We start from the raw sequence: 19,793 nt of genomic DNA on the forward strand, positions 1-19,793 counted from the left end.
ATACAATCTATACAGTATTGCCAATCTATACTGTATATACAATACAAACATCTATATTGTATTGCCAGTATATATATCTATACAATATTGACGGTTAATGTGAAATTGTAGAAGAAGGTCACAAAAGGAACGACAAACTTTGATATTTTTCAAAACCATCAATTAACAATTTTTTATTTGCCGGAAATTCGTTAAACAGCTCAAGTTGTTTTTTATTTAAATCCACTTTATACTTAACCTCAATGAGCGTTTTATCTTCAGTAAAAAAGTCAATTTCTATACCGTCCCGTAAAACATAACATGGCTTTCTATTTTTTATCTTTAAAAAAACCAGGTTTTCAAATACCGCTCCCAGATCCCTGAATCCTGTAATAACATTTCTTATACCAACATCACCAGCATATATCTTTTTAGGAGATTTCAGCCTTTCATTGAGTTTTCCGCATCTTTCTATTGCATAAATAATATACGTATCCAGAAAATACTCAAAAAATCTCTTCGCTGTATCGGGACTTATCCCTAATACTTTTGATATTTTATTCAAGCTCAGCTGCTTTCCAGCTCTTTCCATAAGCAGAAGAAAAAACTCTTTTACAGCCGTTTTCTCTTTTATGTTGTGCATGGCTATTATGTCTTTATAAAGAATATCATCAATAAGATGTTTTATGTACTCCAGGTCTTCCGTTAAAACATATTCCGGAATTCCTCCGATTTTCATGTAATCTTCAAAATAACCTTCTAATAGATGTTTATCTGCTTTTTTAATTTTTATTCCTTTAAAGTTCAAAAACTCATCAAAATCAAGGGGTAAAACTTCTGTAATCTTTTCTCTTCCAGTTAAAAAGGCTTTTTTATCTTTCAAAACCGAAGCTGAAGATGAAGAAACAAATAGTTTGGCATTGTAAAGGTCATATAAGTTTTTTAGTTGAAGTGCAAAATCCTTTTTATATGTAACTTCATCTAAAAACAGATAGATTTTTTCCGAAAAAGACAACTTCTGTAATTTTAAGTATTCTTCCACAATATCAAGAATACTCAGATTTTCCAGCTTATAAAAATCCAGAGATATAAAAAATATACGATTCGGTTGAATGTTTTTCTCGTGTATCAGTTTATCAATAATCAGTTTGATTATTGAAGTTTTACCAATACGGCGAAGTCCTGTAATAATCTCAATGGAGGGATTATCAATAGATGACACCAAAGGTACTGTATATTTAGGCCTATCAATAAAGTTTATTTTATACTCTTCTTCCCACCACGGATTGAATCTATAAAAAATCTCTTCCATTTTCTCTACCTTTCACTGTAAGTTTGTAAATAAATATATGATATGGTCGTATAAAAATCAATAATTCTATACGATGGCATCGTATAAACTTTCTACTCTTCTCTCTGTTTTCAGCCGCTCCCCCTCAATTTTTGTGTTTTTGCATGCAGGATATGTGTCTATACGGTATATACATCATATACAATCTATACAATACAGACATCTATACAGTATTGCCAATCTATACTGTATATACAATACAAACATCTATACTGTATTGACAGTATTGACTGTATATCCAGTACAGAATATCAGCCGAGACTATAAGCCGCTCCCTCTGGAAATATCTCTTTTTTCTCTCTGTTTTCAGCCGCTCCCCCTCAATTTTTGTGTTTTTGCATGCAGGATATGTGTCTATACGGTATATACATCATATACAATCTATACAATACAGACATCTATACAATACAGACATCTATACAGTATTGCCAATCTATACTGTATATACAATACAAACATCTATATTGTATTGACAGGATATACAATCTATATAATACAAATATCTATACAATATTGACAGTATTGACTATACAGATTATACTGATAGAAGACAAAATAGAATATAAGCTGCGTAGGAGGTAAGATGATAATCGGACTTGATGTAGGATTCGGAAGAACAAAAGTATGTACGGAAGAAAAATGCTTTTCATTTCCGTCCTGGGTAGCAAGACACACCCCATCAGCTGACGAAGAAGTGGAAACTGTTTCCCTTTTCGGTGAAGAATACGTAGTGGGAGAGGATGCAAAATATGAGAGCAGTCTTATAGAGATATCGGATATAAAAGACTATCTGAAATATCTGCCGCTCTTTCTCAAGTATGTTTCACAGAATCTTTCAGAAACTCCGGAAATTATAATTACAGGCCTTCCACCGAAATATAGAAACTATGCGGAAAAAGTGGAGAAGATAATAGAAGATACGGAAGCGGCCGGCAAAGTCATACCACAAGGGATGGGAATATTCTTTGACGTGAAAGGACAGGTTTCACAAAGCGAAGATATACTGATAATAGATATAGGCTACAACACACTTGATTACATTATGCTTGTAAAAGACGAAAGAAAGCAAATAGGCTTCAGAAAAAGAAAATCAAACACAATAGACAACTTTGGAATAAACAGAGCGGTTCTTGAGTTCAGGAACAATCTGGAAGACAGCTATATAAAAAATCTCTCACTTACAAGATTAAACGAAATTTTTATAAACGGTAAAGGAAGAATACTTAACGAGACGGTGGATTTTTCCAAACAGAGAGAAAGGGCTGTTAATGCGTATGCTGAAATGGTGATAGGAAGATTAAAGACAGAAGTTGGAGATTTTATAGCCAACGTTGAAACGATAGTTATAGCAGGAGGAGGAGCAAGATTTATAAAGGGAGAGATGATAGGAAGGCCTGATGCTTTCATTCCCGAAAAACCGGAATTTTCGCAGGCAAGGGGATATTTCGTATTTGGGAAAACTCTCGGGGAAGAAAAATGATAGAAATTCATGTAGTGTGTGACAGGTGTGGGGAGCGTGAAGTTGTGAAAGTATCCGGGACAAAAGTCATAGCCGCTCACCCTTTTGACATACGGCCTGACAGCTGGAAACTCTTACATAAAAACGGAAAATTGCTTTTTTTGTGTGAAAACTGTTGTCTGGAGGATACAGGTGAAGAAAAAACTGATGATAAGTCTGGATAAAGAAATTCATCAAAAACTGATCTCTGCCGCTCCTCCTTATTTTCGTTCTCTTTTTATAGAAGTTGTTCTGGAGGAATTTTTTAACAGACACTCTCCAGAAGAGATAAAAGAGAAAGTTTTTAAGGATTTTGACAGAAAAGCTGTAAGAGAGCGGTTAATAAACTTGTTTAATTGCAATTTTAATGAAAATTTAAATAAAATTGATAGAAATTCCGGAGAAGAATTTAAAAAATCAGCTCCGGAAATTGAAAAAGAAATAGATGAAATGTGGTAGGGAGGTGAAAATGAGGAAATTGGTAGTCCTGACGGCTGTTTCAGCTGTAATGTTTTCATCATGTGTTGGAGCGGTTCAAGAAGCCGTTGCTCTGTATGACAGTGCAAGTGCTCTCAATAAGGGGTATCACTCCTACAAAATGGTTAAGTCTTTGAAAAATGCGCCACCTATCTTTAAAGACTATGATTGCGTAAAAGTGCAAACTCTCATAATTCCTGCGGAAGCCGGTAAAGCAAAAGAGTTAAGGGATGCTTTCATTGATAATTTTAAGTATATAGTTAGAGAGTATTTGAAAGCAGCTAAGCTTGACAACATCACTGTATGTGATACGGATAATTGCACATGTAAAGGGAAAACACTTGTTGTTCAGTTTTTAGAAAACGGTTATTCTCCCAATCTGTTTAACAGAATAACAATAGGGGGTATGTTGAGAGGAAAGTTAAGATATATAGATTCTGAGAGCGGGAAAGTCTTAAGAGAAGAAAACATGGAAGTTGCAAAAGATTATAAGACGCTTTTACAGGAAATAGCTATGTCAGTTAGTACAAAGGCTGCTCAGACAGCTTTGAAATTACATCCTGAGGAAAATCCAGAAAAGTTGATTGATCGGCTTAACAAAGTAAAACCGATTAAACCCGAATACGAGAAGCTTTTTGAAAACAGTAATTGATGAGGGAAGGGATGAAAAAGCTAATGTTGGCTACTCTTTTTGTAGCGGCAGGATTGACAGGCTGTGGCGGAGGAACATCAACAGAAGATATTTTATCAACATCAACATCCGTGAGCGGTATAGATTATGCAGACAGTATATTAACCGGAGGGGGATATACTGTCAGGGCACAGCTGGGTGATCTTGATGGTGCATCTGTAAATGTGAAAAATCTTACAACCAGGGAAACGTTGTGGGAAGGAGAAACAAAAAACGGGGTATTTAAAATTCCCGATACCGTTGCCCTTGAAGACAACGAAGTATATCTGATTACTGTATCAGGGGGAACAGATCTTGATACAAATGACGACGGATTTTATGGAGATTCTGCACCTAACTACGGAACAATATATGCAATTGTGACAGGAACGGATATAAAAAATAATAACCTTGTGGTTTCACCGCTCACCACATACGCATATGAGACACTTTATAAGAGCGGCTACTTTTCGGATATTAATACTGTAAAAAAAGAGGCATACTGGAGATTAAGGAACGCTTTTGGAAACATAGTGATTCCTCTTACCACATACACCTGGGGAATGACTGATAACATATATCAACTTATGAAAGATTATGTTGATGATATTAGAAACGGAGAAACCGATAAGGTAAAGATCGGCAGGGACATGAAAGAGATTAAAAATATTACCGGGAACGAAGCATACTGTATCGATTTTATCCTGGAAATTGCCCAGTTTATTGCCGTAACGGATGAAAACTGTAATCAGAAAAGATTAGAAGACTATGACTATTATGAAGGTGAAGTTAAAGTTCGGTCTCACGGTTCATGGGAAAATGCTACCGGTGTTACAGTCAGCTCTGCAAGTTTTCAGTTTCCGGATGGCAGGTGGGAAACTTTATTTGATGAGCGGCCGGGTAGTATTACCTGGGTGGGAGTAGCTGGAAAGGATATCTATACTCTGTTGATGAATGTTACAGGTACAGGAACCCTTTACCATTTTGTGAATACAGGTTCAGGGGTAGAAGAGAAAAACAACACAACTATTTCTGGAATTCAGAAGTTTTACCTTGTAACAAACAGAAATAAGACAGAAACAGGTGTGTTTATCCAGGCTGATGACGGAGTTTACATTCTGGATTCAAACCTGAATTACGCTAATTATCTGCCCGGAGTAACTGTTGATATTCCCGGATACTATTTCATTAAGCTTTCAAACGGAAATGTTTATGATGCCAATCTTAATCTGACTACTGAGTTTGATAAATATATATATTCCGATGTTGTAAATCCTGATGGCTATGTATATGTAAACGGAAAAGAAGTAATTGCCAATAATCTCACCAGTATTGAGGGCAACAGCAAGAAAACGTATTTTGGTAACTATCTCTTCTATCAGCCGGGTACTGCTTCCGGATATGATGTGGAAAATGTAACCATGATTAACCTTGATTACGTGGAGTAATTTTGAGAAAAGTTTTCTTGCCGCTCCTCCTTGTTTTCGTTCTCTGTTTTTCAGGGAGAGCGGTCGCTTTTTCTTTCAAGGAATACGGAGAATATTCCGGAATTATCGCTACCGGATTTTCTGGAATAACAAACTCAGGATACGGCCAGGGATGGAAGTTTGAAACGGGATTTGTTAGACAGAAGAAAAAAGAAAACTATCTTCTATCTTATGGCCTCACTTTCAGATTTCTATCAGCTGAAAATAGTTATCCCATAGACTATCCTCTTCTCTACGATCTTCAGGGAAACGTTCTGTATTCAACAGAGGTGACGAAGCTTGAATCTTTGAATGTTGCTTCTTTCAATGTTCCTGTGTATGTGACAGTTTCTACGGGAGCGGGCAACATTTTTGCAGGTGGATATGTCAGCTGGATTTTTGATGCAACTGCAGAAGAAACTATAGAAGAAATCAGGGATACTTCAACATATACCGATACGAATTTCTCAAAATTTGATGCAGGTGTTAGAGCGGGTATAGAGTGGAACATAGGAACATTCTACAGGCCGCTCTTTGTGGGGTTTGAATTTGAAAAAGGCTTTTTTGATATTTTTCCCGATCTTCCAGGATCACAGACAATCTGGGGAATCACAGGATTTTTGAAAATTCAGTTATAGTTCGGGGAGGGAAGCATGATATATTTTTTATTTGATATAGAAACCATTAAGGATTATGATTTGCTGGAAAAAGCAGGGAGTGAAAAAGATAAAGAAAAAGCAGATAACGGGGAGTTTGTTAATGCTGTTTTTCACATTCCGATTGCCTTTTCTTTTATGGCTTTTTCAGAAAGAAAACTCCTGGGATTCAAATCTTATGTAGGTGAAGAAAGATACATTGTTAAAATTTTCTGGGAAAAGGTTAATAAAGCTTTTACCTGTAAAGAGCCCGGACCGGTATTTGTAACTTTCAATGGCAAAAATTTTGATTTTCCCGTAATGCTTTTAAGGGGCATGAAGATTAAAGATGATGAGATAGTTAAAAAAGCATTGAAGTATTATCTTGAAGACTCCGATAAATGGGAAAAGGAGCGGCCGAACTATAATTCAAGATACACCAGATACCATATAGATCTTATGGAAGTTTTTAATGTTAGAACATCACTTAAGGTACTTTGTTCCCTTTTTGGTATCCCGGTTAAAACAGAAGCTCATGGAAGTGAAGTGGAAGAACTTTATAGAAACAAAAAATTTAAAAAGATAGCTCAATATTGTGCTGAAGATGTACTGGCAACTGCAAGACTGTTCACTGTTTTCACAAGTATGAAAACAGGTCAAACTTTCAATTTTTTGAGGGAGAAGATTGATGTGAAAATAATAAATCAATGGTCGGAAGAAGATTCGTGAATGTAATTTAACTAAAAATACGCTCTAAGTCCTCTTCCGTAAGGGAGGGGATACAGAGCGACGCCGTAAGGCGTTGTATTGACAAGCGTCAGTTCTGAACATAGAATAAGGGTATGGAGTACAAGCTGGATAAAGGGTGTCATTCTGTATATTCCCTTCAGTTCCACCTTGTATTAGTGGTAAAGTATAGGAAAAAGGTTCTGATAGGGAAGCTTGCAGAAAGACTAAAGGAGATAGTTGTGGAAGTAGCAGAGCACTTTGGTATTGAGATAATAGAGCAGGAAACGGATAAAGACCACATTCACATCCTGTTTTCCTCACGACCTACGGTTATGCTTTCAAGGTTTGTGAATTCACTCAAGTCAGTAACATCAAGAAAACTGAGGAGAGAGTTCCCAGAAGTTATGAGAAAGGAGCTTTGGGGTGGAAAGTTCTGGTCTCCATCCTACTTCATAGCAACGACTGGACAGGTGAAACTGGAGGACATAAAAAGATATGTCCAGAGCCAAGGAAGAAAGTAAATTTTTGCTTACCTATAAATTCAGAGCTTATCCTTCTGCTCTGCAGGAATACAAGTTGGAAAACTGGCTTTTTGCTCTATGCTGGCTCTACAACCATGCACTTGAAGAAAGGAAAAGAGTCTGGAAGGAAGAGAGGAGAACTGTAAAATATTCAGAACAACAAAACAACCTACCTAAGCTCAAGAAGAAAGAACCGATACTAAAACTTGTTCACTCCCAAGTTCTCCAAGATACACTCAGGAGAGTAGATAAAGCATTCCAAAAGTTTTTCCAAGATTTAGAGAGGAAGAAGAAAGGAGAAAAGGTAAAGGTTGGTTACCCAAAAAAGAAACCGATAGCGAAATACAAGTCTCTTACTTTTTCGCAAGTCTGGATGAAACAGAAAGGGAAATTAGTTCCGATAATCAAACTGGAAAAGAAGAATAACCGATTTGCATACCTTCACCTACCCAAGATAGGTAAACTCAAGATAAGACTGCATAGAGAAATTGACTGGACAAGAGCAAAGACAGTAACAGTAAAGAGAGAACCAAGCGGAAACTGGTATGTATGCATAAGCGTAGAAGTTGACCTTGACCAGATACTCAAAGAGGCAGAAGAAAGGGTAGAAAGAAAGATAAAAACGGTAGGAATAGACTTAGGAGTGAAACATCTTGCAGTGACCAGTAAAAAAGACTACATAAAGCATCCGAAATTTATACAAAAACTTGAGAAAAGACTAAAGAGAGAACAGAAGAAACTATCAAGGAAAGAAAAAGGGAGCAGAAACTTTGAAAAGCAAAAAAAGAAAGTAGCAAAGATACACGAAAAAATAAAAAACGCAAGAAGAGACTTTCTCCATAAACTATCAAGGAAGTTAGTAGGAAGATACCATCTGATAAGCTTTGAAGACCTTGACATACCCGGTCTTGTAGAAAACAACCCATTAGCAAAACTAATACTTGATGCAGGATGGGGAACACTCATTACCTTTACCACCTATAAAGCCGTAATGGCAGGGGTAAAGGTGGTAAAAGTAGATGCGGCATATACAACTCAAGAATGTTCTTACTGTGGACTAAAAGTTCCCAAAACATTAGCAGATAGGATGCACAAATGTCCGAGATGCGGAATAGAGCTTGATAGAGACTATAACGCAAGCATAGTAATAGACAAGAGAGGAATAGAGAAAGAAGGGCTCACCCACCTTACGGGTGGTAGGGTCGGAGCGACCCGAACTTACGCCTGTGGAGAGGGCACTGGCGGGGTCTCCTCAAAAGGGGAGATTAGCTATCCCTCGCTGAAGCAGGAATCCCCTTGCGGGTCTTCTGGGTGGAGCAACTCTCGGCAGAGGGTTGTTTTCCTACCAGAAGCTCCGTCCGTAAGGGCGGAGTAGTTCACGGAAGAAACTTGTAGAAGCGTGAAAATTATTACAGGAAATAGAAATATGGAAAAAATAAAACCTAAAATTGACCACAACATAAACGTTGCAGGACTTTTGGTTACCGATGCTGATACTGTATTAAACAAGCTGACAAGAGAGAAAAAGGGACAACTAAAAGGACTTTATGTTTTTCCAAAGAAAATAGGGAATGGAGTAGTTTACATCTGCAACGGTGCGGAATTTCCAAATGCCAAAGCTGTAGATTTTCTTCTTTATATCCTTCATGTCGCAGAAACGAATAATTGGCCAAAAAAAATTAAAATTACAAGCCTTAACGCTTTGGCTAAAGAAATTTTTGGTATTAAACAATCTGGGAAAATCTGGAACGAAAAGATTGAAAGATTTTTAGTTGTATGGGCTAACCACAAGTTTTATTTCAAAAATTGCTTTTTCTGGCAAGGAAAAATTATTGATACAGTTATGCTTGGAGTAATTCAAAACTTTAAAATAGAAAAGCGTGGAAGAGGAAAAACTGCCACTTTAATAATTACTTTTGATGATGATTTCATTGAAATCTGCAAAAATACAACTTGGTATCGCCGTCCATCGTGGATAGAAATCAAAAAATTGCGGAAAGAAACAGCTAAAAGCCTTTACCTGCTTGCTTTAGAGTATAAGCCTGATGAGAAAACTAAAAATTGGAAAATCTATATAGATAGCGACCTAAAATACTGGTATCGTAATGCTCTCAATTCCCTTGCTGACCCTAAACATTTAAGACCTTCAATAATCCTGAAAAGGATTAACCGGGCAATAGAGGAAATCAACGAAAAAACAAATCTTCAGATGGAACTTCAGGAAACAGAAGAAGGAAATTACTGCATATTTGTAAAAGAAGTTTGCCCAGCTGGAACACAGGCTCTTGAAATTCCATTTGACAAGCTACCCGATGAAGAAAAAGCAATGCTTGTTGCTTACATTGAAACAGTAAAAGAAAAGAAAAAAATCAATAACATTTGGGGATTTTTACGCTCTATGAGTTCAAGACAGCTTAAAATCTGGCTAAAAAAAGCAGAAAAATACTTCAATTCTGAAGTTAAGGCGGATAAAGAAACAGATTTTATTGAGAAACCAAGACTTATAGAGAAACTGAAGGAATGGGGAAAAAAGAAATTTTCAGAAAAACCTTTCCTGTATGACACATACTTTGAAAAAAGTGAAATCTTAACAGCACTTGAAAATAATAAAGAAATAATTTTTATATGCAAAGATAAGGACTACGCTGACTTTTTAAATACAGCTATAAGCAAAAAATTCCAGAACGAATTAAAAGAGATATTTTTAAAAGAAATTTCCTTTAAAGGGAAAAACGAATAACTCCGTTTTAGAGGTGAGCTTGCGAATTATTTACACCAGGCATTTTTGTGAACAGCTTGAAGAGAGAAAACGGAACTCTCCCGTTCCGTTAACAATAGAGCTTATTGAAGACACAATCAAGAATCCTGACCTTGTTATGCAAGACCCAAAGTATTCCAAAAGAGAATGGAGAATCAAGAAAGTTGCAGGACGTTGCTTTAAGGTTATAGTTGAAGATATGGGAAAGGAAATTGTTGCTATAACGCTAATGTTTGACAGAACTTTAAGGAGGAAAGGACTATGCAGATAAGATACTCTCCAGATGTTGATATTCTGGTCATTAAGTTAAGCGATAAACCAGTTTACGAGAGCGAACATTTGGCAGAACAGGGAATAGTTATTGATTACGATGAAAATGATGAAGTTGTTGGACTTGAGATTTTTGGCTGGAGTGAGAGAAAAAAAATTGAACTGCCTTTCGTAGGTAAACTATTGCCTGTTTCAGCGTAGCTATGAACAGACAGCAGGAACTACACCGTATAAAATCAATTCCACCTGAAATAATCCTTGAAGATTTCAAAATTCCTTTCACTTTCAGGAACTCATACATAGAAGCGACAGCTGTATGGAGAAACGAAAAAACTCCTTCTGTCTCAATACAGAAAAACGAATTTGGCGAGTGGCTCTGGCACGACTTTGGAACTGGCAAAGGGGGAAGCTGGATTGACCTTGTGATGGTCTTATACAACTGCGATTACATTACAGCTGTAAGACTTTTAAGAGAAAAATATTTAGAGAAAAATGATTTTCCTGACCTTAAACCTGACTTTACACCTAAATCCTGCCGGGTTTCTACGGTAAAAATCATTGAAGTAAAGAAAGTTTCAAGTCCTGCACTTTTGAAATACTTGAGAGAAAGAAAAATTACCAAAATTCCAAACTGGTTAAAAGAAATACACTGGGAAATAAATGGAAGGAAATACTTTGGAGCAGGAATAAAAACCGAGACCGGGAGTTATACGGTAAGAAACAAGTTTGGAAAGTGGAACTTGAAAGAGAAAGCAGAGCAGAAGCACTCTTACAGCCTGATAGAAAAGGGAAGCAGATATATAGCAATATTTGAGGGATTGTTTGACGCCCTCAGCTGGGAACAGCTGAAGTTTAAGCAAACAGATATTTTGATTTTAAATTCCGTTGTCAATGTAGAGAAAGCCCTTGCTGTTATTGAAAAATACGACACCGTAATTCTCGGATTAGACAACGATAAAGCTGGACTTTCTGCCCGCAGAAAGTTTGAGAAAATAAACAGTAAAACCCTTTACCTCAAGTTTGAAAGCAAGGATTTAAACGAAGCATTGAAAAAGCAAGATAGTATTTCTCTACTCCCACTCTTTTAAAAGCCTATGAATATAGCTTTTAGAAACTTTTAACTTGTGGTGTTTCCTCAGAAACTCAGATATTGCTACACAGCCAGCTCCCTCTTTCCGTAAAGTCAGAATTTCAGCTTTTAATTTTTCAAGTTTTTCTCTCTTTTTCGGCTTTCTGCCAGCTCTACTCTTAACCTCGTTCAAAAAACCTCTTGCAAGCCTGAGAAACCTCTCATCTTTCAACTGTGCAAGCCTGGAGTCTCCGTCATATTCAGCTTTTTTAAGCTCTATTTCATAACGCCTTATAGCAACAAGAAAAGCAAAATACCAGATAACCAAAATCGCCTGTTGTAAAGAACAATTCAAAGTTTTTGACAGCTGTTTCGGAAAGTCTGGGATCTCCTGAATCTCAGGTAATAATTCCGCCGTCTTGCGTAGAACAAAACCTTTCTCGTAAGGAAGGTATTTATTAAAAGCAGAGAGTAGCTTCTGCTTGTTCTTCAAAGCAATGGAAATCTCTTCAGTAATATCCATTTCTCACCGTCCCAAATAGTGCAATGTAATCTCTTCCCTGTGGTGTCCCATCTCTTCACTTACAGTCTTTAAAGCCTCGTGATGCCCAATTCCTTCAGAAATCAAAGAATCATACCTCTCTTGAGCAAAGTTATACCTCAAACCGTGAGAGCCCTGATACTGCTGAGAAGTCAAAGCTGAAGCCTCTTTCAAATCCTTGAGATAGTCCTCATACTTGAACTCTATTCTGCCATCAGAAGTGACAGCTTCCTTGACGGCTTCATACAGCTCTCTGGAAACTTCAACAGTCCTCTCATATCCGCCCTTCCCCTGAACTTCTATCCCGTAATGCTGAACGCCAGCTAAATCAGTCCAGAACTTTAAACTGTCCTGCCTTATACCTGCTACCTCGTGAATGCGTAAACCTGCCTCGTGCTGAAGCTGTGCGACAAGCTGATGAGATTGTGAAGAAAGATTATCTATCAGCTCTTTCGGACTTTCGTATGCTCCCCTCTCGGGAGAATCCGCCCTGTCCTGTGCCAGAGTATTAGCAAGCCAGCGACCGCTACCGTCTTCCCTGCTTCCAAAATTAACATCTATCCCAAGTTTCTGCTCAATAACATTTTCCAACTTTCCAATAGCTGACGATATGTTTTTCAAAGACTTTTCCGATAAATCCGCCTTCTGCTCAATGAAACTTTCTATGTGATGAGCCTGAATATCAGTAACCTTGTTAATCCCAAACTCTTCCCTCACATATTCCGCCAGCTGATACCAGACCCCAACATACTCTTTAGCAGTCTTAAAACTCCTGCAATACGGATTATCCTGCTTGGTATAGCCTTCAGCGTATATATGAGAAACCTTTATCCCAAACTGACCGTTATTTGTAGCAAGATTCAAAAGCTCCTTAACTTGATGAATAATGCTTCCAGAAATGCGAATAGAACCGTCAGAACTGACGATTTTGGGCATACTACCCCCCTTGCAGTTGTTCAAGCCTACGCAACGGGTTTAACGACCTCACCCGCAACGGGTTTTAAATCCTCACAGTAGAAGTTTTCCTTCTCCTACCGTGTCATCTTCTTTCATCTCTCACCTACTTAAACTTGTTTAAAGTTAAAGGAAATTTTCACCTCCTTAAACTTGTTATTCTTAAAAAGATTTATGAAGTCTCAAAACTTCCTCTGAGACTTCATAATACAGACCGAAGAGTTCGGTCTGTAAAGTCAAAATTTCCAGTTTGAGACTGGAAATTTTGAAATAGTTTTAAAGGGTCTAATCTCTAAAGACAGACCCTTATCCCCCCTTCTTTTCATTGACTTGGGTAGAACCTCTATCTACCCAAGTTACAAATTAAACGATTGTGTTTTTTTTAGTCAATTAGTTTTTTTTGCCCCCCGGGGGGCAGGGGGACAAAGAAAATAACTATGCTTTTAGTTTTTTTATAGACAGGACAGATGAAGTCTCCACTTCTGAAAACCTCACCTGTCCCGTCCGCTTCTGCTTCTGCTTCTTTTCTGCCCGCATTAGCAACCAGACTTACAGTCTGGTTGCTTGCGGGTTGCTTACACTTAAGAATTTTAAACGCAACGGTTGAAGTTGTCAACAGCCTTCATTTTTAGAATGTATTTGTGGAATTGTATTTTTTACACAATTTGTGGAAACAGGATAGGGGACGAGAAGATTTTTTCGTCTCCGCATAGCCGAGTGGACTCACCAGCCAACCTCAAAGTAAAAAAATATGCCCTTGCTCACTTCGTCAAGGTCTCCGCCCAGCCTCGCTATGCTCGGCTGGTCCCCCCCTTGACTCCGTTCGCTTCGTGCATGATTGAATCTATGAGAGGTTGGCTGATAGGAAAGAAAATTTCCTTTCAATTTTCAAAATACCGTCTTATTTGCCCAATTTTCGCATTTTTTCTCTTCTCAAGTTATTGACACCTTTTTAGGGAAAAAATCGCATAGAAGCGAAATCTCGCGGTCTGACGAGGTATTTTTTCGTGCAAGCTGAAACTTTTCCTGAAAAATCAAATTTTTAAGAGAAAGCGATTTTTTTCATTCAACTTTCATTTCATTTTAAAAATACAATCCGCGTGAGCTGTTCTGGTTCTTTTCTCTCTCGTTGCCGTCCTGCTGGTATATATATTTGGTGTGCGTATTTGGTGGTCTATTTGGTGGGGAACGGGAAGAAATTAGAAATCAAGAAGTTATGATAGGTGAGCGTGATTGGTGTATCTAAATTGCGTGATTGAAGTATCCAAGTTGCGTGATTGAAGTATCCAAGTTTGACTTAGTAAGCAAATCTCGGTATATTTTATTTGTAAACCTTATTTTGGAGCTAATTTGACTTCTACTAACATTCACTTTAACTAAAAATACGCTCTAAGTCCTCTTCCGTAAGGGAGGGGATACAGAGCGACGCCGTAAGGCGTTGTATTGACAAGCGTCAGTTCTGAACATAGAATAAGGGTATGGAGTACAAGCTGGATAAAGGGTGTCATTCTGTATATTCCCTTCAGTTCCACCTTGTATTAGTGGTAAAGTATAGGAAAAAGGTTCTGATAGGGAAGCTTGCAGAAAGACTAAAGGAGATAGTTGTGGAAGTAGCAGAGCACTTTGGTATTGAGATAATAGAGCAGGAAACGGATAAAGACCACATTCACATCCTGTTTTCCTCACGACCTACGGTTATGCTTTCAAGGTTTGTGAATTCACTCAAGTCAGTAACATCAAGAAAACTGAGGAGAGAGTTCCCAGAAGTTATGAGAAAGGAGCTTTGGGGTGGAAAGTTCTGGTCTCCATCCTACTTCATAGCAACGACTGGACAGGTGAAACTGGAGGACATAAAAAGATATGTCCAGAGCCAAGGAAGAAAGTAAATTTTTGCTTACCTATAAATTCAGAGCTTATCCTTCTGCTCTGCAGGAATACAAGTTGGAAAACTGGCTTTTTGCTCTATGCTGGCTCTACAACCATGCACTTGAAGAAAGGAAAAGAGTCTGGAAGGAAGAGAGGAGAACTGTAAAATATTCAGAACAACAAAACAACCTACCTAAGCTCAAGAAGAAAGAACCGATACTAAAACTTGTTCACTCCCAAGTTCTCCAAGATACACTCAGGAGAGTAGATAAAGCATTCCAAAAGTTTTTCCAAGATTTAGAGAGGAAGAAGAAAGGAGAAAAGGTAAAGGTTGGTTACCCAAAAAAGAAACCGATAGCGAAATACAAGTCTCTTACTTTTTCGCAAGTCTGGATGAAACAGAAAGGGAAATTAGTTCCGATAATCAAACTGGAAAAGAAGAATAACCGATTTGCATACCTTCACCTACCCAAGATAGGTAAACTCAAGATAAGACTGCATAGAGAAATTGACTGGACAAGAGCAAAGACAGTAACAGTAAAGAGAGAACCAAGCGGAAACTGGTATGTATGCATAAGCGTAGAAGTTGACCTTGACCAGATACTCAAAGAGGCAGAAGAAAGGGTAGAAAGAAAGATAAAAACGGTAGGAATAGACTTAGGAGTGAAACATCTTGCAGTGACCAGTAAAAAAGACTACATAAAGCATCCGAAATTTATACAAAAACTTGAGAAAAGACTAAAGAGAGAACAGAAGAAACTATCAAGGAAAGAAAAAGGGAGCAGAAACTTTGAAAAGCAAAAAAAGAAAGTAGCAAAGATACACGAAAAAATAAAAAACGCAAGAAGAGACTTTCTCCATAAACTATCAAGGAAGTTAGTAGGAAGATACCATCTGATAAGCTTTGAAGACCTTGACATACCCGGTCTTGTAGAAAACAACCCATTAGCAAAACTAATACTTGATGCAGGATGGGGAACACTCATTACCTTTACCACCTATAAAGCCGTAATGGCAGGGGTAAAGGTGGTAAAAGTAGATGCGGCATATACAACTCAAGAATGTTCTTACTGTGGACTAAAAGTTCCCAAAACATTAGCAGATAGGATGCACAAATGTCCGAGATCGGAATAGAGCTTGATAGAGACTATAACGCAAGCATAGTAATAGACAAGAGAGGAATAGAGAAAGAAGGGCTCACCCACCTTACGGGTGGTAGGGTCGGAGCGACCCGAACTTACGCCTGTGGAGAGGGCACTGGCGGGGTCTCCTCAAAAGGGGAGATTAGCTATCCCTCGCTGAAGCAGGAATCCCCTTGCGGGTCTTCTGGGTGGAGCAACTCTCGGCAGAGGGTTGTTTTCCTACCAGAAGCTCCGTCCGTAAGGGCGGAGTAGTTCACTCTATTGTGGATGGATCAAAAAAAGGAATTTTTTCTTTTTCCTTGATTTCAAGTTCACAATCCAGCTGATTTAGTATTCTCACTAAACTTGCAATAGATGTTTTTCCTATATAACCGTTCTCTAAAGCTGAAAGTGTCTGTCTTGAAATCCCGGCTCTGCGAGCCACTTCTTCCTGAGTGAGTCCTTTTCTTTTTCTGATTTCTTTTATCTTTTTTCCTATTTTCCAGTATTCCATGTGAACACCTCTTTTGGAATTTCCTTGTATGTTTCTTTAAGATTTTTATCAAGAGAAAACTGTAAAACAGCTACCATTTTAGAACCAATCTCTGCAAAGGAAGGAGCCTCTTGTATATATTCTTTTATCTTTTTGATGGTTTTTAAAATGGCATTTTCACACTCTTCAAAAAGTTCATTGGCCTCTCTGTTTGTTAAAAGACAGTATTCCTGCCCGAACCTTATAAGTTCTTTTTTTGAATACCATACCTTTCTTCCTTCTATGGAGAGAGCGGGCTTATCTTTTGGGAGATAGATAGCTGTATTTATAACGTCATAGGCAGGGGCAAGTGTTATGTTTCGGAAATCTTTATACAAGATTCCAAAATTTTTTAAATGAGCATCACCGTTCTTAAGTAAAAAATTCATTACTATCATCTTGAAATAGATTTTTAAGTCTTCTTCTACCTTTGATGATATTTTGGCAATGGCTTTTGCTATCTTTTCATAAGAGCCGTCATATTTTGAGATTCTATGTTTCTTAAAAAGCACACAAAACTCTTCAAACCCTTTAAAATCTCCGGTAGCTTTATCAAAGTCAAACCTTTCGGTAATAAAAAATCTTCTGTTTTTGGAGAGCCAGAACTTTGGAGTTGGAATTCCTGCATATCTAACAGCTTTCATGCAGAAATACTCATTTTCAGCAAGATCTGGAAACTCTGCTCCAAAAGTTTTAACTATGAAATCTTTTTCTGTAAAAGAAGTTTTATCGCGTAATGTTGCAAGAACTTTTGGTTGTACTCCGGAAATTGCGGATTTAAACAGGAAAGCATCTATAAGTTTCTTAAAAAGGTCCGGATTGTTGTCTTCTATTACCTCTTCAAGGGAAAACTCTATATGTAGTCTTTCACGGATGTAGTTATCTTCGGATTCATAAGTTAACCAGCCTTCAAGGGAAGGAGATAGTGTTTTAAAAATGATAAAGTCATTTACCCGGCCGAACTCTTTTCTTAGTAAATTGGTTAGCATCTCAAAGAGGTATCCTTCCGGCATGTTCATATCAAAAATTGGATGAAGATAGAAAGTGGAAACATAACTTTCATACGAAAAAGGCATTGTTATGGAAATAGGATTATTTTCAAGGTAGTTAAAAATATACCTGTACTGTTCTTCTGTAAAATGAAGTGTACCGCTTAATTGTCTGTTAGCATAAACTTTTATCATTTCCTTCCTCTTTACTTCTATATCATGTTAATTATACTTTACATTGTGAGGTAAAGCTTCTTATTTGTAAAGTATCTTTTACAAAAATATGTTTTGATCCGAATAGTGCAAGGTTTTACAGGCAACCGCTCTCAAAATTTCCCATTTTTGGCTTCTCTTTTCTTCTATATAATCACTGAGTGGTGTGAATAGACACTAAATCACATGGCTGGGAAAAATCACCGCAGAGGCGATTTCAGGCGGAATTTCGGGCAAATTTTGCAGCTGGCCGCTCCCTTTCTTTTCCTTTTTTTCGTTTTTTTATTTTTTTCTTTAAGCCTACCTTTTAGAATTTCTTTATAAAAAATTTATTATTCTTTTGATTTTTCAGCCTTAATAAAAAAAAAGACGCCATATATATTACTTATTTTTTACAGACATATTTTTTATATATAAAGACATATTTTAAAGGGCTTTCTGGAGACTTTGCTATTCAATTTCCTGAATCACTTCACCTGTCCCTTTATTTCACCCCTTGATTTTAACCTGTCCCTTTATTTCACCCCACCTGTCCCTTTATTTCACCCTACTTGTCCCTTTATTTCACCCCTGAGTTGAAGGCAAAGGGAGACAGGGGATTAGTTAAAAACTGATTTGTGCCAGAGATTCAGAAGAAGTAACAGGAAATGGATTTCAATGGAAAATAAAAAACTTCCAGCACGGGATTATGTGAATTTTTACTTTCTCTTTTTCTATTTCCAGTTCATCATCAAATGTGAGAATAAAAGCTTCTTTTTTTCTGAAAAATTTACAGGCTTCCAGTATTGATTCCGTTTCTCTTTCAAAAGTTTTCGCATTCTTTACTGTATAACTAACCTGGTAAATATCCGGGGTTTCATCAGAAAATCCAATAAAGTCACACTCCTTTTTCATTTTAAAGTAAAAGATTTGCTTATATCTTAAAAGTAACTCTTTAAATGTAATGTTTTCCAGAAGTTTTCCCGTATCTTTAAAAAAAGAATTTGCTGTTATCAAACCGTTATCTATTATGTAAAGTTTTTTTAAACTCAAACTCCTTTTCAGAACAGAGCGGGAATATTTTTCAAGCAGTCTCACCAGATAAATATTTTCCGCAGCATCAAGTATGTTATACAGTGTGTCTTTAGATACTTTGTAACCTGCAGATTTTAGTTCGTTATAGATATTGTTTACTGAAAATGGAGAAGATACGTTTTCTATTGCTCTTTTTAGCAGATATTTTACTACCGGAATATTAGTGAAATTATACCTTTCAACTAAATCTCTATATAACATAACATCAAAGTATTCTTGAAGGACTTTAAGCTTTATTTCTTCATTTTCTATAAAAGATATTTCTGGAAATCCTCCCCATTGCAGATATTCCTCAAACAGTTTTTTAACTTTGGCTTTCAAATTTGTATCGTAAATGTCAACGGGGGAAATTTTTAGCTTTCTAAACTTCAAAAACTCTTTAAAACTGAGGGGGTAAATTTCATAACTGATTGTTCTTCCTCTGAGAGCGGTAGCTATCTCTTTTGAAAGTAATTTTGAACTTGAACCTGTAATAAATATATTCTTTGTTTCTGTTTCGTAGAGTCTTTTGATAAACTTTTCCCAGCCTTCAACGTTCTGGATTTCATCAAAGAAAAAGTAAACGTCTGATAAGTTTTTATCGGGATAGAGTTCTCTGTAACTTTCTACAATTATACCCAGATCTTTTCCTTTTATCTCCAGCCTTTCATCATCAAAATTGATGTAAACTATATTTTCCATTTCTACCGTTTTTCTTAGTTCTTTTATGGTCTGATAGAGAAAGTAAGTTTTGCCGCTTCTTCTTACACCTATAAGAGTCACTATCTTTCCGGTATTAATGGGAATCTGTAAATCCCTTTGAATAATATCGGGAAGCTCCTTTCTTTGAAAAGAAATTATTATCTCTTTGAGCAGTTCTTTCCTCATAGCAAGGAAAGTTTACTAAAAAAATTTCCTTCTGTAAAGGAAAGATTCATCAAGAACCTGCATAGGTATACACATACTCCCCACCCACACCAAAGGAAAAAGGCTGCCCACCTGGTAGTTAAAATATTAAGAGCACTAAACATTCAAATTTTCAGAAAACCAAAACCACTACCAGGAGGACAACCATGCAGCTAAATATAAACCTATACCACG

At 37.0% G+C, this 19,793-nt stretch carries 22 protein-coding genes; 16 read left to right on the forward strand and 6 right to left on the reverse strand.

From position 1 onward, the window contains the following. Positions 1 to 118 precede the first annotated feature (118 nt). Complete coding sequence (locus CHB58_RS04280; protein WP_089322874.1) at positions 119 to 1,291, reverse strand: ATP-binding protein; 1,173 nt, start codon at positions 1,289 to 1,291, stop codon at positions 119 to 121. A 622-nt stretch (positions 1,292 to 1,913) separates the two neighbouring features. Here CHB58_RS04280 and CHB58_RS04285 point away from each other — a divergent pair. The 13 genes from CHB58_RS04285 to CHB58_RS04345 all read left to right on the forward strand — a co-directional run bounded on the left by CHB58_RS04285 (position 1,914) and on the right by CHB58_RS04345 (position 11,442). Next, the gene (locus CHB58_RS04285) at positions 1,914 to 2,810 is read left to right on the forward strand and encodes a ParM/StbA family protein (RefSeq protein WP_089322875.1); all 897 of its coding nucleotides are present in this window, start codon (positions 1,914 to 1,916) and stop codon (positions 2,808 to 2,810) included. Then, complete coding sequence (locus CHB58_RS04290; RefSeq protein ID WP_089322876.1) at positions 2,807 to 3,013, forward strand: hypothetical protein; 207 nt, start codon at positions 2,807 to 2,809, stop codon at positions 3,011 to 3,013. The genes CHB58_RS04285 and CHB58_RS04290 overlap by 4 nt, the downstream gene beginning before the upstream one ends. Continuing rightward, complete coding sequence (locus tag CHB58_RS04295; RefSeq protein WP_089322877.1) at positions 2,982 to 3,287, forward strand: hypothetical protein; 306 nt, start codon at positions 2,982 to 2,984, stop codon at positions 3,285 to 3,287. Before CHB58_RS04290 ends, CHB58_RS04295 begins: the two co-directional genes overlap by 32 nt. 10 nt (positions 3,288 to 3,297) lie before the next feature. Next, positions 3,298 to 3,957 carry a hypothetical protein gene (locus CHB58_RS04300; protein ID WP_089322878.1) on the forward strand — a complete coding sequence of 220 codons (660 nt, stop codon included), beginning with the start codon at positions 3,298 to 3,300 and terminating at the stop codon, positions 3,955 to 3,957. A gap of 11 nt (positions 3,958 to 3,968) precedes the next feature. After that, positions 3,969 to 5,423, forward strand: coding sequence for a hypothetical protein (locus CHB58_RS04305; protein WP_089322879.1), 1,455 nt, complete (start codon positions 3,969 to 3,971; stop codon positions 5,421 to 5,423). Between the two features lie 2 nt (positions 5,424 to 5,425). Next, entirely contained in the window at positions 5,426 to 6,079 is a 654-nt protein-coding gene (locus tag CHB58_RS04310) for an outer membrane beta-barrel protein (RefSeq protein ID WP_180706432.1), read from the forward strand. Positions 6,080 to 6,094: 15 nt separating this feature from the next. Beyond that, the gene (locus CHB58_RS04315; protein WP_089322881.1) at positions 6,095 to 6,805 is read left to right on the forward strand and encodes a ribonuclease H-like domain-containing protein; all 711 of its coding nucleotides are present in this window, start codon (positions 6,095 to 6,097) and stop codon (positions 6,803 to 6,805) included. Positions 6,806 to 6,918: 113 nt separating this feature from the next. Continuing rightward, positions 6,919 to 7,326, forward strand: a complete 408-nt coding sequence (tnpA, locus tag CHB58_RS04320; RefSeq protein WP_089322882.1) for an IS200/IS605 family transposase — start codon at positions 6,919 to 6,921, stop codon at positions 7,324 to 7,326. Continuing rightward, on the forward strand, positions 7,301 to 8,701 hold the full coding sequence (locus tag CHB58_RS04325) for an RNA-guided endonuclease InsQ/TnpB family protein (protein ID WP_089322883.1): 1,401 nt from the start codon (positions 7,301 to 7,303) through the stop codon (positions 8,699 to 8,701). The genes tnpA (CHB58_RS04320) and CHB58_RS04325 overlap by 26 nt, the downstream gene beginning before the upstream one ends. Positions 8,702 to 8,752: 51 nt before the next feature. Beyond that, on the forward strand, positions 8,753 to 10,066 hold the full coding sequence (locus CHB58_RS04330; protein ID WP_089322884.1) for a replication initiation protein: 1,314 nt from the start codon (positions 8,753 to 8,755) through the stop codon (positions 10,064 to 10,066). 19 nt (positions 10,067 to 10,085) lie between these two features. Beyond that, complete coding sequence (locus CHB58_RS04335) at positions 10,086 to 10,355, forward strand: DUF4258 domain-containing protein (RefSeq protein WP_089322885.1); 270 nt, start codon at positions 10,086 to 10,088, stop codon at positions 10,353 to 10,355. Next, a complete protein-coding gene (locus CHB58_RS04340) occupies positions 10,346 to 10,555 on the forward strand; it encodes a DUF2283 domain-containing protein (RefSeq protein WP_089322886.1) in 210 nt (69 codons plus the stop codon). Before CHB58_RS04335 ends, CHB58_RS04340 begins: the two co-directional genes overlap by 10 nt. A gap of 2 nt (positions 10,556 to 10,557) precedes the next feature. Then, positions 10,558 to 11,442 carry a toprim domain-containing protein gene (locus tag CHB58_RS04345; protein ID WP_089322887.1) on the forward strand — a complete coding sequence of 295 codons (885 nt, stop codon included), beginning with the start codon at positions 10,558 to 10,560 and terminating at the stop codon, positions 11,440 to 11,442. On the opposite strand, the gene CHB58_RS04350 is transcribed toward CHB58_RS04345, so the two are convergent. Both CHB58_RS04350 and CHB58_RS04355 read right to left on the reverse strand, forming a co-directional pair. Beyond that, positions 11,425 to 11,946: a hypothetical protein gene (locus CHB58_RS04350; RefSeq protein WP_089322888.1), complete on the reverse strand. Its 522-nt coding sequence runs from the start codon at positions 11,944 to 11,946 to the stop codon at positions 11,425 to 11,427. The two genes, CHB58_RS04345 and CHB58_RS04350, sit on opposite strands and share 18 nt — an antisense overlap. Positions 11,947 to 11,949: 3 nt before the next feature. Continuing rightward, positions 11,950 to 12,900: a tyrosine-type recombinase/integrase gene (locus CHB58_RS04355; RefSeq protein WP_089322889.1), complete on the reverse strand. Its 951-nt coding sequence runs from the start codon at positions 12,898 to 12,900 to the stop codon at positions 11,950 to 11,952. Positions 12,901 to 14,396: 1,496 nt separating this feature from the next. Between CHB58_RS04355 and tnpA (CHB58_RS04365) the strand changes: the two genes are divergently transcribed. Genes tnpA (CHB58_RS04365) through CHB58_RS09095 form a run of 3 tightly spaced genes read left to right on the forward strand, consistent with a single transcriptional unit; the run spans position 14,397 to position 16,178 of the window. Continuing rightward, entirely contained in the window at positions 14,397 to 14,804 is a 408-nt protein-coding gene (gene tnpA, locus CHB58_RS04365) for an IS200/IS605 family transposase (RefSeq protein WP_089322882.1), read from the forward strand. Next, a complete protein-coding gene (locus tag CHB58_RS04370) occupies positions 14,779 to 15,918 on the forward strand; it encodes an RNA-guided endonuclease InsQ/TnpB family protein (RefSeq protein ID WP_219350073.1) in 1,140 nt (379 codons plus the stop codon). The genes tnpA (CHB58_RS04365) and CHB58_RS04370 overlap by 26 nt, the downstream gene beginning before the upstream one ends. After that, on the forward strand, positions 15,900 to 16,178 hold the full coding sequence (locus CHB58_RS09095) for a hypothetical protein (protein ID WP_219350074.1): 279 nt from the start codon (positions 15,900 to 15,902) through the stop codon (positions 16,176 to 16,178). The genes CHB58_RS04370 and CHB58_RS09095 overlap by 19 nt, the downstream gene beginning before the upstream one ends. 1 nt (position 16,179) lies before the next feature. Here the strand turns inward: CHB58_RS09095 and CHB58_RS04375 are convergent, their stop codons facing one another. The 3 genes from CHB58_RS04375 to CHB58_RS04385 form a co-directional block, all read right to left on the reverse strand. Next, entirely contained in the window at positions 16,180 to 16,419 is a 240-nt protein-coding gene (locus CHB58_RS04375) for a helix-turn-helix domain-containing protein (protein ID WP_089322891.1), read from the reverse strand. Further along, entirely contained in the window at positions 16,401 to 17,621 is a 1,221-nt protein-coding gene (locus CHB58_RS04380; RefSeq protein ID WP_089322892.1) for a type II toxin-antitoxin system HipA family toxin, read from the reverse strand. The genes CHB58_RS04375 and CHB58_RS04380 overlap by 19 nt, the downstream gene beginning before the upstream one ends. A gap of 672 nt (positions 17,622 to 18,293) precedes the next feature. Further along, positions 18,294 to 19,580, reverse strand: a complete 1,287-nt coding sequence (locus tag CHB58_RS04385; protein ID WP_089322893.1) for an ATP-binding protein — start codon at positions 19,578 to 19,580, stop codon at positions 18,294 to 18,296. Positions 19,581 to 19,793 lie beyond the last annotated feature (213 nt).

Origin of the sequence: Desulfurobacterium atlanticum (assembly GCF_900188395.1) — a bacterium.
GTDB classification, from domain to species: Bacteria; Aquificota; Aquificia; order Desulfurobacteriales; family Desulfurobacteriaceae; genus Desulfurobacterium_A; species Desulfurobacterium_A atlanticum.

Coding starts and splice junctions, on each gene's coding strand:
- CHB58_RS04285 (WP_089322875.1), top strand. CDS start 1,914: ATGATAATCGGACTTGATGTAGGATTCGGAAGAACAAAAGTATGTACG.
- CHB58_RS04315 (WP_089322881.1), top strand. CDS start 6,095: ATGATATATTTTTTATTTGATATAGAAACCATTAAGGATTATGATTTG.
- CHB58_RS04370 (WP_219350073.1), top strand. CDS start 14,779: ATGTCCAGAGCCAAGGAAGAAAGTAAATTTTTGCTTACCTATAAATTC.
- CHB58_RS04330 (WP_089322884.1), top strand. CDS start 8,753: ATGGAAAAAATAAAACCTAAAATTGACCACAACATAAACGTTGCAGGA.
- CHB58_RS04345 (WP_089322887.1), top strand. CDS start 10,558: ATGAACAGACAGCAGGAACTACACCGTATAAAATCAATTCCACCTGAA.
- tnpA (WP_089322882.1), top strand. CDS start 6,919: ATGGAGTACAAGCTGGATAAAGGGTGTCATTCTGTATATTCCCTTCAG.
- CHB58_RS04300 (WP_089322878.1), top strand. CDS start 3,298: ATGAGGAAATTGGTAGTCCTGACGGCTGTTTCAGCTGTAATGTTTTCA.
- CHB58_RS04385 (WP_089322893.1), bottom strand. CDS start 19,580: ATGAGGAAAGAACTGCTCAAAGAGATAATAATTTCTTTTCAAAGAAAG.
- CHB58_RS04355 (WP_089322889.1), bottom strand. CDS start 12,900: ATGCCCAAAATCGTCAGTTCTGACGGTTCTATTCGCATTTCTGGAAGC.
- tnpA (WP_089322882.1), top strand. CDS start 14,397: ATGGAGTACAAGCTGGATAAAGGGTGTCATTCTGTATATTCCCTTCAG.
- CHB58_RS04305 (WP_089322879.1), top strand. CDS start 3,969: ATGAAAAAGCTAATGTTGGCTACTCTTTTTGTAGCGGCAGGATTGACA.
- CHB58_RS04380 (WP_089322892.1), bottom strand. CDS start 17,621: ATGATAAAAGTTTATGCTAACAGACAATTAAGCGGTACACTTCATTTT.
- CHB58_RS04350 (WP_089322888.1), bottom strand. CDS start 11,946: ATGGATATTACTGAAGAGATTTCCATTGCTTTGAAGAACAAGCAGAAG.
- CHB58_RS09095 (WP_219350074.1), top strand. CDS start 15,900: ATGTCCGAGATCGGAATAGAGCTTGATAGAGACTATAACGCAAGCATA.
- CHB58_RS04290 (WP_089322876.1), top strand. CDS start 2,807: ATGATAGAAATTCATGTAGTGTGTGACAGGTGTGGGGAGCGTGAAGTT.
- CHB58_RS04280 (WP_089322874.1), bottom strand. CDS start 1,291: ATGGAAGAGATTTTTTATAGATTCAATCCGTGGTGGGAAGAAGAGTAT.
- CHB58_RS04340 (WP_089322886.1), top strand. CDS start 10,346: ATGCAGATAAGATACTCTCCAGATGTTGATATTCTGGTCATTAAGTTA.
- CHB58_RS04325 (WP_089322883.1), top strand. CDS start 7,301: ATGTCCAGAGCCAAGGAAGAAAGTAAATTTTTGCTTACCTATAAATTC.
- CHB58_RS04375 (WP_089322891.1), bottom strand. CDS start 16,419: ATGGAATACTGGAAAATAGGAAAAAAGATAAAAGAAATCAGAAAAAGA.